9 protein-coding genes are annotated in these 12,203 nt (G+C 55.2%); 2 read left to right on the plus strand and 7 right to left on the minus strand.

The window, feature by feature from the left end:
• Nucleotides 1–106 precede the first annotated feature (106 nt).
• The 3 genes from CLR77_RS14500 to CLR77_RS14510 all read right to left on the minus strand — a co-directional run bounded on the left by CLR77_RS14500 (nt 107) and on the right by CLR77_RS14510 (nt 3,200).
• Nucleotides 107–1,216: a TIGR01620 family protein gene (locus tag CLR77_RS14500; protein WP_097461372.1), complete on the minus strand. Its 1,110-nt coding sequence runs from the start codon at nt 1,214–1,216 to the stop codon at nt 107–109.
• Entirely contained in the window at nt 1,213–2,628 is a 1,416-nt protein-coding gene (locus CLR77_RS14505; protein WP_158227211.1) for a YcjX family GTP-binding protein, read from the minus strand. The genes CLR77_RS14500 and CLR77_RS14505 overlap by 4 nt, the downstream gene beginning before the upstream one ends.
• A gap of 218 nt (nt 2,629–2,846) precedes the next feature.
• A complete protein-coding gene (locus CLR77_RS14510) occupies nt 2,847–3,200 on the minus strand; it encodes a PilZ domain-containing protein (protein ID WP_097461374.1) in 354 nt (117 codons plus the stop codon).
• Between the two features lie 412 nt (nt 3,201–3,612).
• Here CLR77_RS14510 and CLR77_RS14515 point away from each other — a divergent pair, with 412 nt between their 5' ends.
• On the plus strand, nt 3,613–4,779 hold the full coding sequence (locus tag CLR77_RS14515; protein WP_097461375.1) for a phosphoglycerate dehydrogenase: 1,167 nt from the start codon (nt 3,613–3,615) through the stop codon (nt 4,777–4,779).
• 30 nt (nt 4,780–4,809) lie between these two features.
• On the opposite strand, the gene CLR77_RS14520 is transcribed toward CLR77_RS14515, so the two are convergent.
• Nucleotides 4,810–8,064: a diguanylate cyclase domain-containing protein gene (locus CLR77_RS14520; protein WP_158227212.1), complete on the minus strand. Its 3,255-nt coding sequence runs from the start codon at nt 8,062–8,064 to the stop codon at nt 4,810–4,812.
• A 164-nt stretch (nt 8,065–8,228) separates the two neighbouring features.
• On the opposite strand from CLR77_RS14520, the gene CLR77_RS14525 reads away from it, so the two are divergent.
• Nucleotides 8,229–9,530, plus strand: coding sequence for an HD-GYP domain-containing protein (locus tag CLR77_RS14525; RefSeq protein ID WP_097461377.1), 1,302 nt, complete (start codon nt 8,229–8,231; stop codon nt 9,528–9,530).
• 18 nt (nt 9,531–9,548) lie between these two features.
• Here the strand turns inward: CLR77_RS14525 and CLR77_RS14530 are convergent, their stop codons facing one another.
• The 3 genes from CLR77_RS14530 to CLR77_RS14540 are packed head-to-tail and all read right to left on the minus strand — an operon-like array spanning nt 9,549 to nt 12,136.
• On the minus strand, nt 9,549–10,613 hold the full coding sequence (locus tag CLR77_RS14530; protein WP_198962777.1) for a protein-glutamate methylesterase/protein-glutamine glutaminase: 1,065 nt from the start codon (nt 10,611–10,613) through the stop codon (nt 9,549–9,551).
• A 27-nt stretch (nt 10,614–10,640) separates the two neighbouring features.
• Nucleotides 10,641–11,252 (minus strand): chemoreceptor glutamine deamidase CheD, encoded by a 612-nt coding sequence (gene cheD / locus CLR77_RS14535; protein ID WP_097461379.1) that lies wholly within the window; start codon nt 11,250–11,252, stop codon nt 10,641–10,643.
• Nucleotides 11,249–12,136, minus strand: coding sequence for a CheR family methyltransferase (locus CLR77_RS14540; RefSeq protein ID WP_097461380.1), 888 nt, complete (start codon nt 12,134–12,136; stop codon nt 11,249–11,251). Before CLR77_RS14540 ends, cheD begins: the two co-directional genes overlap by 4 nt.
• Between the last annotated feature and the right edge of the window lie 67 nt (nt 12,137–12,203).

Here is a 12,203-nt window from a genome sequence, read left to right on the forward strand (position 1 = left end):
GCATTACCCGCGTAAAAAGGGACGCCGACGGGTCCATCGTTATCGACGATACGGGTAAGTATTAACTGTAACCCGGGAAATAACGCCGGCACGCAACAGCAAAGCGTCAGTCAGGACTCTCTTCGGCCACATGCGGTTGTGAGACGCTCGTCTTCGCTTTCAGTGCTTTCAGGATATTGACGCGTAACTTCCGGAAGCCGTGCCGGTCTTCCTCGGTAAACGGTAAAGGACGGCACTCCGCGGCAATGATCAGGCCAAGCCGCGCCGTCATCAAGCCATTGGATAGGCCGTCCCCCAGCCGGGCCGATAAGGCTCCGACCAAATGATTGCCCAGGTTTTCCGCCACCATGTCGCTGACCACTTCGCTGGCGCCGGATACCGCCAAGGCCTCCAGCGCGTGACGCGCCAGGCTGACGGAGCGTACAAAACCCGGCCGCACGCCATAGACAGTGGCAACGTCATGTAGCATGCGCATATTCCGCCACAAGGTCAGCAGCATATCCAAGGCCACGAAGGAACTTATGGCCGATAGGGTCGCCGACTGGATGCCGTAGCGGGTAATCCGGCGATAGGCTTCTTCGTCCAGCGGACGTAGCACATCCCGTGAAAACAGCGCCAGTATTTCTGGCTGCGTGTGGGTATCCGAATAGCCTTCGAGAAACGCCTTGAATCGGCGCTGGACCCCACCGTCATTCCGGTAAAGGTGGGCTACCCGGTGTACCAGCGTCAGTGCATCTCGATCCTTGCGTTTGCCATCAAGAGGCTCCCCCGCATCGTCACGCAAGCGCTCTGCACTGTGACGCAAGCTGTCCACGCTACGCAGGCTGGCATAGCCGCGGATCTCCCGTCCACAGAGCCAGAGCAAACAGAACACGACGGCCAACATGGGAATCGTCGCGATCAGGCCTGGGATCCATCCACGCCCATAGTAATCCATCAGAGTGAAGTAACCGCTCAGTCCCAGCAGCGTCACCGTCAGTACAGCGATGGCGCCCAGCAGTACCTTGAACGGTGCCCCACCCTGACGGCGTGTGGGCTTTGTTGGTGTCTCCGTAACCGGCGCTTCCCGGAAACGGTTGTTGCGAACGTAGTCATCGAAGCGATTATCGCCCTGCGACGCCAGGACCCCCGGGTGAGGTGCCTCCATGGACGCTGTTTTGCCGACCTCTGCGGCGCCCTTATCGAAAGGCTTAACCCGTTCGTTACTGTCACTCATTGGAACTTATCTCCAATCAAGGACCGAAGGATGAGATCCAGACCGATATGAGGTAACGGCTCGCGGCTCGAACCGAGTCCCACTGGTGGCAGGAAGACTTTGAAATCAAAACGATCCCGCCCCCATTCATCGGACGATGGCGGCGTCGCAGGTACTTCGCCGGGATACAGTATTCGCTGCTCGTGACACCCCTCCGGGACGCCCTTCAGACAACTGAGCCTGTGTCCTTCATGCTCAACCTCAATCGTTTCCGTACAGCGAAGGGATGACAGCACCTGGATTTCCGGCCGCAAAGCGGACTTGAATCCAATCGTTGCCCTGGCGTTCTCCACCATGGTGTCCAGCAAAGCCCGCAGGTTTGCGTGCTGGGGCGTGGGGACATGGTCCGCCTTGGTGGCCGCGAACACCAGCTTGTCGATACGGTTTCGGCTGAAAAAGCGGCTCAATAGCCCATTACGACCGTACCGGAAACTCTCGAGAACCACTTCCAGCGCCTTTTGCATGTCCCTAAACGTTTCGGGGCCACTGTTCAGTGCCGTGATGACATCGACCAGGACTATCTGGCGGTCAAAGGCTGCAAAATGATCCCGGTAGAAGGCTCCCACCACCTGCTTTTTGAAGGCTTCAAAACGACGTTCGAGTTCCGCATAAACAGAGCCTTTCGTCGCCTCGTCCTGCGCAGGTACGGGAAAAAAGTTAAGGGGCAATGTTCCTTCGTGTCGACCGGGCATCAGGAAAAACCCCGGTTGCAGATAACTCAGATGATACGGTTCGGCTTTACAGCGCTGCAGGAACTGGGTGTAAAGGCGCTGAATCCGCTGGACGGCATGGTCCTGCTCAACCGAAAACGGTGCCATGACATTCATCCCCCTGGCCGCCAGCAGCCACTCTTGCGCCAACGACTGCCGCGGCTCATGCCGACACTGCTCAAGCACCGTCTCGGACCATGCCTGGAATGTGAGCCCGGTAATCGGAAGATCCAACAACCATTCGCCGGGGTAATCCAGTAAATCGACGTAAAGGATGCGATCAGAGCCCTTGCTCAGCAGTCCTCCAAGGGTACGATAGCGGATGCCGACCCTGACTCCGCGCAAACGATCCGTAGGCAGAGGCCAGGCCGGCGAGGCATGCTGCAGGCTTTCCAGCAATTCCAGATAGGGGAACGGTGGTATCTGATCTGGCAGCTGAAAAAGACGTGTGCCCAGTATCTCGATCTTCTCGCCGGTCTCGGGACGTACGAAGCGCGGCAACCGGGTTGGGTGTAGCAGTTGGTTGACCGTCGAAATGATGAAGTTGGTTTTTCCGCTTTGGCTGAGACCTGTAACCGCAATTCGAACCGTGCGGTCCTGAAGCCGGTTCCAGCGTTCGCGGAGGTGACTGCTCCGGCCGGACTTTTCAGGTACAACACTCACAGGCACATACTCCGAGAAACAAGGACCCAGACGGGGATAGACGCGACGTGCTCAGTCGCCGATACCGGTAAGGGAACCTAACCTGATTGACCCGTTTGGTCTATAGCCTGTTACCGAGATCGAACCTGAGTCAGATGACGCACCCTGCCTTGCTCGAAGGTGTGGCTCATCAACCGGCGAAATAACGGCACGCCAGCCAATTGCCTGAATTCGCTGACTTACAAGCCAACCACCGAAACTTCCCGGAAGCGTTCACGCATGACGAATCCATCGACCAGGGCACAGAGCGCCTCGTAGCCTTTGTCGTCATTTTCGGCCAGCTCCAACCCAACGCCATCCTCCGCTAGCCGGGCGACAACGGTTTTAACGCGAACACGGCTCGAACGTCCGCCAGCCTGCAACCGAAATTCGATCTCGATGGGCTGGTTAACCCTGATCTCATCAATATTCATTTCGATGAACAGGCCGCCGTGACTGGCGTTGCGGATAACACCCAGCGTTATCGGTATCCCCCGCCTGAATACCAGTGCCTTGATCCCGATGTGCACACGCCGGCTATAACGATGTTCCACTTGAAGAGCCCTCCCTGTTGAGCCTGGTGCCTAATGATCAATTGTTGAACACCCACCCTCTGCTCGCCATGACACATATCAAAGGTTCGTCGCAGTTTACAAAGTGTCACCGGCTTCCGGACGCGGGAAGGAAGGATTTGCCCAACGCCACAAAATGATCAAAAATCGATCTAATCCCTGCGGTATCAGTCAAGCAGCCAAGGCACGACTCATGCCGCCCCGGGCCAGCCCTGTCTAACCGCAGCGAGAAACACGATTGCCGGAACGCTTAACCAATCCCCGTCAGCGCTTTCATGCTTTTTCGCTTGCTCTCAGCGCTGGGATTCAGCCTTGCCACGTTTCACTATGAGGATGGAAATAGCACTACTGAGCGAATGATCGACCGGTAAAAAGCCAAATCAGGAGAGGCGACATGTTACGTATCCGCACTTACAACAATATTTCGATAAAAGGATTGGATCGTTTCGGTCGGGAGCAGTATGAAGTTGCCAGCGATATCAATCGTCCCGATGCCATCCTGTTGCGCAGTTACAGGTTACATGACGACCCTATACCCGACAGTGTTCAGGCGATCGCCCGGGCGGGGGCTGGCGTCAACAATATTCCCGTCGATGCGTGCACCGATAAGGGGATCGTCGTCTTCAATACCCCCGGCGCCAACGCCAATGCGGTGAAAGAGCTGGTGCTGGCCGGACTGTTACTCAGCTCACGGGGCATTCTTCCTGGGATCGCCTATGCCGAATCCCTCACCGCAACAGACCACACCGAACTGAATAGGCAATTGGAAGCGGAAAAGAAGCGCTTTGCGGGGCGGGAAATCGCGGGTCAGACCCTTGGTGTTGTCGGCCTTGGGGCTATCGGGTCCCTGGTCGCCAACATGGCACTGGGATTGGGTATGAAGGTGATCGGCTATGATCCGGCGCTTTCTGTGGATGCCGCCTGGCGGCTTTCGAGCCAAGTCCAGAAAGCGGAAAATTTGCAGAGCCTACTCGCGCGCTCCGACTTTATCAGCCTGCATGTCCCTGCTTTGCCTGAAACCCAACATCTGATTGGGACCGAAACGCTCTCATCCGTACGTGAGGGGGCGGTGATCCTGAACTTTGCCCGTGAGGAAATCGTCGATACCGATGCGATGCTCACCGCATTGCAGGCAGGCCGTATCAAGAGCTATGTCAGCGACTTCCCTTCAGCACTGTTACGCGGACGTCCTGAGGTCATTGCCATGCCCCACCTGGGAGCCAGCACGGCCGAATCGGAGCAAAACTGCGCGGTAATGGCGGCGGAGCAACTCAAGGATTTTCTCGAAAACGGCAACATCCGTAACGCTGTCAATTTTCCTGCCACCAGCATGGAACGCATCAGTGGGAACCGCCTGACGCTTTCAAATCATAACGTTCCCAAGGTGCTCGGCCATGTGTTGTCGATTCTCGCCAATCGCAATATCAACGTGATCGACATGGTCAATCGCAGCCGCAATAACGTGGCCTATAACATCCTTGACGTGGACAACGAGATCGATGCTCCCCTGCTCGCGGAAATAGCAGAAGTCGAGCATGTTATTCGCGTGAGAGCTGTCTAGGAAGCCAGGAAGCACACCGTTTACATAACGTCAGCGGGAGCAATCAATGTAGCGCTGGATTTCCCGTGAAAAGGATTTCATCTGCAGGGTTTCAAATTGATTGGGATAGGCGCCACCCAATAAGACCATGCCCGTCGTTTGTTGAGTACTGTCGCCGAATGGAATCATCAACAGGGAGCGCGTCTGTCCGAGCCCATTGAATTTCCTCAATGAGACGATATTGGAGCGCTCAAGTTGGCTTTCATACACCTGAACATCCGGGTGTAGAGAGCGCTCTCCCTCAGCAGTCTCCCCAAGCCGGGACAGTAATTCGTCGAGACGAAAGGGATGCTGCGGGTTTGACGTGGACAGGATATTCTGACCAGCAACACCTTGGCTGTCACAGCAGATGAAGGAGCCGCTCTCGTCCCTTTGCAGCAACAAGGAAAAGCGGATTCCCGGTAATGCAGCCAGACGCTCGAGCAACGGCGTCGCGTCGTCCTTTGTTTCCAGGACCGAATAGTAATGTTGCTGGACCTGTTTGGTGACATAAAGCTGCGTGGTGATATCGTCCTGGAGCCGTACGTCGGAAATCAACAGCATGAGATAACGGTCTTTTGCCGTCAGCATAGATTCGCTCAGGCTCTTTATGATTAACCGCCTATATATTCCATATGCCTCTGATAATAGAAAGGAATCTACGCCACACAGTTCATGAATCTCCCCCAGGACACGGGCCCTTGCCAAAATCGCCGCCTGAGTAGTCTCCGGGTCCAGCACCGTTCCGATATGCTTCACCTGCTGATTTTTCAGTGACTCCATTTCGCTTGGAGAGAGCGTTTCGAGAATGGCGGCGGCACGGTCATTTTTGGCAAGCTCTTCATAGAAACGTTCTCGGAACAGCGGACCAACCTGATCGAACAAGCGTCTTGCACCCGTGAGCAGTTTCCGCGCATCGGAACCATAGACATCGAAGTGTTTTTCCTGGGAAGGCACCTCCGGCCGCAGGTGCCCCTCGCCTGCCATCCGCCACCACCGTGATCGCGATGTCTTCTCCTGCTTGACCTGATACATGGCGGCATCAGCCATGCGCATAAGGTTCGCGGGGTCTTCCGCATCGGACGGGAACACCGATAATCCCATCGTCATACCAACCTCTGCATCCCTGCCGGGAGCCAGGTTGATAGGTGACTCGACGGACAGGTGAAGTCGGCGTAGCGCGTTATCGATGTGCGCCTCCAATGCGTTACTATCGACGTCTTCGAGCACAAGGATGAACTCATCCCCGCCGATTCGCCCAATAAAGTCAGTCTCCCGCATATAAGACTTCAAACGTAAGGCGATGGTCTTGAGCAGTTCATCGCCGGCATCGTGGCCATAAAGGTCATTGACCGGTTTGAAATCATCCAAATCCAGTACGCCAACCGCTATAGAACAGCCACGGCGGCGGGCTCGCGCAATCGACTGGGGCAAATATTCTTCGACAGCCAGGCGGTTGGGAAGGCCTGTGAGCACATCGGTACGTGCGCGCAGGGACTCCTGCTGCTGAAGGAAGTGCAGGTGCTTGCGCGTATCCAGTGCACTCAGGCTGTGTTCCAGCATATCGGCCACCCTGCTACAGAGGGCGATATTCTTCTCTTCAAACGCATCCGATTGCGATGAGGTAAACGTCATGACGGCCCAGATCTGTCCACCGCGCTGGACCGGCGCCGCAAGTACGGTACGCCAGTCAGGATCCTTCTTCGCGGCGTCAGCACCTGAGGTCCGGGTTGTCTTGACCTCCAGCTTTTTCGATTCCCAGCAGGCCCGCGTCTGGGATATCAGCACACTGCGCCACTCGGGTGAAACGCGACCATCTGCAGAGCAAAACCCGTCTTCCCGGGCACTGGCAATAATATCAATACGGCTTTCGGCATCGACGCGACTGAGCCAGACCGACTGGAAGGGGGTATCCCTGACCAATTGTTGACAGGTCTTTTCCAGCAGGGTCAGTTCATCCGATGTTTTCAGCATGACATCAGCGGCTTGCGCTAACGCATGGTACAGATGTTGTGACGTTTCGCGCGTCGTCACATCTTCGATGGTCCATACCGACAACCCAGTGCCGATATCCTTTATCTGCGTACCCGACAGGTCTGCAATAAGCAGGCTACCGTCAGCGCGTCCCAAGTGCATAGAATCGATCCTGACAGACCCTTCGGTCGCCAGTCTCTCATATGCCTTACCGACACGGTCGTATTCGGATTCATGGAGGTATAGGGTCCGCGTGGATTTGCCGTTCAGTTCACCGGGCTTGAGTCCCAGCAACTCCGTGACTCGCGCATTCGCTTCCAGGATGATGCGATCCTTTACCAGAATGACGCCTACTACAGAATTGTCCAACAGCGCTTTTCGCCAACTCTTTAGTGCAAGATTATCGATACCCCGGCCGATATCCAGCGCCAGCTTTTCCAGCATCGCCTCCAGCCCGTTATCGAAGGGCCCGGCATGCGACGAGTAAAGGCAGAGCGTGACCCACACCTTCCCACGGCGCCGGATGGGTATGGTCGAAAGTAGTTGCAGGCGACTCGACACGCTCTCCGCGGCGTCGATAACGGGAGCGTTGAAAAAGGCTCGTCCTTCGCGGAACGACCGGCGGATAAGCTCCCGACCCGGTACCGATGAAACACTCCAGTCTGCCGGTAGATCGGGCTTGGCTTTATAGGACACAACCTGAATGCCACTGTCACGTTGCTCCCCTATCAACACCAGCTCAAGCATCGAGTAACGCATAAGCAGATGACAGATATCCCGGAGAAGTTCGGCTTCATTTTCCGCTTGAGCCGCAAACAGGTTGATTTCTGCGATGAGCAGGTTGAGTTGAGTGAGGCGCTCCAAATAATCGGTGCGGGAACTCAGATCGGCTTCCAATCGTTTTCTACCGGTAATATCGAACCCCTCGAGCAGAAGATAATGCTTGGCTTTGTCCTTACTTTCGACACGCGAACTTTTCCAGGCCAAAAATCGTTGCTCGCCGGAACGGGTGGCGCATTGCGCGTCAAAATGGTGCCTGAGACCAGGGGATGTCGATAATTGATCCAGCAGCGCCTTGATTGCGGCCGCATCCTCCGCCTCAAGGAACTCCTCCCAGAAAAACCGCGTAGCTCTCACCTCATCGACGGAGTAACCGGTAAGCTGCTGTGCTGCTCGGTTGAATACGAGAATATCGCCATTCTGATCCAGAATAACGACCAATGCCTCGCACGCATCAAAGGCGGCGTTGCCAGGCATTCCGAACTCGAGCGACAGAGACTTGTCGATCAGCATGCCGAACCGGCTCTCCTCATGGTCCCTTGCATCCGCGGCAGACTCCTTTACATTGAAAAGATGGGCTTCGTTTTTAATGACGGGAGAAGCACTGAGACGCAGCCCACATAATTGCATCTATAGTTATAGGTCATGGAGTTGAAATACGACCAGCATTCGACGAAATGATTGTTCGAAGCACGGAAAGGACTCTAACCATGTCGACAAAAAAAGAACTCACCATCCAGGTGCCTGTCGATCAGCTAAAAGTCGGTTTGTACGTCGATGTTGGGCTTTCATGGATGCAAAATCCCTTTCTCTTTCGCCGATTCCGCATCAAATCCACTCAAGAAATCAAGGTAATACAAGATATTGTTAAGGGAAACATTTCGGTTTATCCCGGAAGAAGTATTGTCGGCGTTGCGCCCGACGCGGCAGAAGACGCCGCCGCCAAAGACGATATGAAGCCGGGCTCCTACGAGCAGGCCCTGAGGGTGCAAAAAGAAAAACATTTGAACGAAGCTCGACGTTATCGGGATCAACGGCAGGCCCTGATGCGCCTCTATAGGGAAACCTCTCAAAAGATTAAAGCCTTTACCGGCGGCCTTACCCGCGAACCGGCCAATGCCATACGTGATGCCGATGGCATCGTCGGCGACATGCTCGATAACTTCGAGCAAAAAGGCCATGTACTCATGAATCTGATCAACCTGCCGGAGTCGGTCTACACCCCGTACGCCCATTCGCTCAATGTCATGGTGCTGTCGCTTTCGCTGGCCAGGACGCATGGGCTCACAGGAGGCAGTCTTCGGCAGGTTGCACTGGGTGCCCTATTGCACGACGTCGGACTGATCCAGGTTCCACCGAAAATCACCAAATCCACAACCGCACTGAGTCCGGCTGAACAGAAGGTGTACGAAACCCACCCGACCATAGGCGGTAAACTGGTCCGGCAAATCGGGGTTATCGACGAAAGGGTCATCGATATCATTGAAATGCACCATGAAATGCTGGATGGCAGCGGTTATCCAGGCGGGATAGACGAAAAGAAAATTTCTCTCGCCGTTCGTATCGTCAGCATAGCCAACAGCTATGACAACCTTTGCAATCCCCGGGAGTCGGAGAAATCCCTGACCCCCAAACAGGCTATGGCGATCCTTTACAGCCGCTATCCCGGACGATTGGACCAGGTTCTATTGGAGAATTTTGTCAAAACCATGGGAATTTATCCGCCAGGTACCGTCGTACAGCTATCCGATGATAGCGTCGCACTTGTGGTCTCTGTCGATACCGAGAACCTGCTCAAACCCGTCGTACTGATCTATAACCCGGATATTCCCAAGGATGAAGCGTTCTTGATGGATCTTGCAGACCGCAACGATTTAACCATCGAGGACGCGCTGAAGCCCTCACAATACCCACCGGAAATGTACGAGTACCTGGGAATGACTCACCATGTCGGCTATTTTTACAGCGTCGACGAATAGCCCCGACCCGGAAGCACGTTATATCCGGTGGCCGCTTCCCATCCGCCGCATCAGCTCCACCAGATAGGCGGCAATGTTTTCCAGGGGGAGCACTTCGGTGGCCGCCCCTAGCTCAACCGCCGCACGCGGCATCCCGTAGACCAGGCAACTCTGCTCGTTTTGCGCGACCGTCACTGCCCCTTGCTCCTTTAGATGCAGCATTCCGGCAGCGCCGTCCTTACCCATCCCGGTCAGCAAGACCCCAACGCTATTCCCTGCTGCCAATTCCGCCAAGCTATCAAACATCACATCGACGGCTGGTTTATGCCGATTGACCGGTTCGCCATCCGAAAGACACACCTCATAGTTCGCCCCGGAGCGCGTCAGCTTAAGATGACGGTCTCCGGGAGCCAGATAGGCATGGCCAGGTAAAATCCGCTCGCCATGTTCAGCCTCTTTGACTGTCATCGCACTGAGACTGTTAAGCCTGCCGGCGAAAGAGCGTGTAAATCCGGCAGGCATGTGCTGCGTTATCAAGACGGCCGGCATATTGGCCGGCAAATCCTGCAGTACCTGCTTGATCGCTTCAGTTCCTCCGGTCGAGGCTCCAATCCCTATCAGTTTTTCCGTACCCGTAATCCCGGTGATCTGTTGGACGCTCCCGGATTTCTGCCTGGGCATTGCCGGCCGCCGCAATAGTGCCGTATGAGACGCCGCTGCGGCCCGAATCTTGTCGAGTATGGTTTCCGCATAGGCCGCCATACCTTCAGTAATCCCCAGGCGCGGCTTGGGTATAAAATCCACCGCGCCCAACTCAAGGGCCTTCATCGTGGCTTCGGACCCTTTCTCCGTCAGCGTGGAGATCATGACAACCGGCGTCGGCCTTGCTCGCATCAGCTTGTTCAGAAAGGTCAGTCCATCCATCCTGGGCATTTCGATATCCAGGGTAATGACGTCAGGCGAGAACTGATTCACCATGTCGCGCGCCACGTACGCATCCTTGGCCGCGCCGACAAAAACCATATCCGGAGCGCTGCGGACGATTTGCTCAAGCAGTTGCCTGATCAGCGCAGAATCATCGACAACCAGTACTTTGATCGACATACCCAGCCTCCGGAGACGTTTTGAGGATTACTCAAACAGGTCGACACTGCCGCTTCCAGCCGTTTGACGAACCTTGAGCCGGTATTCGCTTTCGCGATCCAGAATCGTCGCGTTGTGCAAGGTGCGGATTTTCCTGACGAGGACCTTTCCCGTGTCCGGGAAGTAGTAGATCTTACGGGGATATTCTCCAGCAACGTCGCTGGCCAGCAGGGGGATGGATTCATTTTTCAGATACTCCAGTACAAATTCTGCATTTCTGTGGCCCACCCGATTTACAGAGAATCCTTTGAGCACATTGCCCCCACCGAACACCTTCGCTTCGAGCCGGTCTCTAGACGCTCCCAGTTTCAAGAGATGATTAATGAGAATTTCCATCGCATATGCACCATAACGGGCTGATTCTCCAACCAATGAGTTGGAAAGATCGTCACTACCAGGCAACATGAAATGGTTCATGCCACCGATCCTGGTAGCCGGATCACGGATACAGGCAGACACGCAGGAACCCAGCACTGTCACAATCAAGGTCGGCGCTTTGGTGACATAGTATTCCCCAGGCAATATCTTGACGGCCTCCCGCTCGAAGTGCCGGTCGTAGTATCGGTTCGGAGCCATAAAGGGATTGTTGTCGAAGTTCATGCGCTTCCCTTGGTCGTTTGTATGGAAGCTGAGGTGACCGGCCGATAGACACTGTGGCCCACAAGGCGCACCAGATTCCCAGCATTGACGAAGCTTTCGGAGTGCCCCGCAAAGTACAACCCATCCGGCGTCAACAGCGGAATCATCCGCTCCAACAAGCGTCGCTGTGTCTTCTTGTCAAAATAAATCATCACGTTGCGACAAAAGATAGCGTCGATGGGCGTATCCAGATCCCAGTGCGGGTCCAGCAGATTGATTTGCCTGAACGTCACCATGGCCCGAATATCCGGTACGACCCTGGCAAACCCCGTGTTTTGCCCCTTGCCCTTTAGAAAGAAACGGTGCTTGCGTTCAGCGCTTATTGCATCGATCCGGGAAAGTTCATAAACCCCTCTTTCGGCATGACGCAGAACCTGACTGTCGATATCAGATGCGAGGATCTTGACCGGTGGCCGGTATGAGGCAAAAGCCTCGGCAACGACCATCGCTATGGAATAAGGCTCCTCTCCGGTACTGGCGGCAGCGCACCATATACTAAGGGGACGTGCCAGCGACCGCCTTTCCTGCAGGAACTCCGTCAACGTGATGAAGTGATGCGGCTCGCGGAAGAAGGCCGTAAGGTTTGTCGTCAGGGCATTGATGAAATGCTCGAACTCCGCCTCATCACTCAACAGGTATGTGATATAAGCAGAGAAATGCCTAAGCCCCAGGGATCGCAGCCTCCGCGTGAGGCGACTATAGACCAATTGACGCTTACCATCGGCCAACCGAATACCGGCACGTTGATAGAGCAGCCCGCGAATCGTTTCGAAGTCAGACTGGCTGAATGAAAACTCACGATCATCCGACACTGGTTCCCTGCCCCGCTCGCCAACTGAATCCATTCCTGCTCGAAACCGACATGCCAACGAGGCATTGCGGGAGCTCCGCTGGGTCGACCCGTCATGACCT

Source organism: Mangrovitalea sediminis, assembly GCF_002514725.1.
In the GTDB taxonomy this organism is placed as follows: domain Bacteria; phylum Pseudomonadota; class Gammaproteobacteria; order Pseudomonadales; family Oleiphilaceae; genus Mangrovitalea; species Mangrovitalea sediminis.

Bases quoted from the DNA above. Each gene is read 5' to 3' on its own strand.
- CLR77_RS14520 (WP_158227212.1), bottom strand. From the start codon at position 8,064: ATGCTGATCGACAAGTCTCTGTCGCTCGAGTTCGGAATGCCTGGCAAC.
- CLR77_RS14525 (WP_097461377.1), top strand. From the start codon at position 8,229: ATGATTGTTCGAAGCACGGAAAGGACTCTAACCATGTCGACAAAAAAA.
- CLR77_RS14540 (WP_097461380.1), bottom strand. From the start codon at position 12,136: ATGGATTCAGTTGGCGAGCGGGGCAGGGAACCAGTGTCGGATGATCGT.
- CLR77_RS14530 (WP_198962777.1), bottom strand. From the start codon at position 10,613: ATGTCGATCAAAGTACTGGTTGTCGATGATTCTGCGCTGATCAGGCAA.
- CLR77_RS14515 (WP_097461375.1), top strand. From the start codon at position 3,613: ATGTTACGTATCCGCACTTACAACAATATTTCGATAAAAGGATTGGAT.
- cheD (WP_097461379.1), bottom strand. From the start codon at position 11,252: ATGAACTTCGACAACAATCCCTTTATGGCTCCGAACCGATACTACGAC.
- CLR77_RS14500 (WP_097461372.1), bottom strand. From the start codon at position 1,216: ATGAGTGACAGTAACGAACGGGTTAAGCCTTTCGATAAGGGCGCCGCA.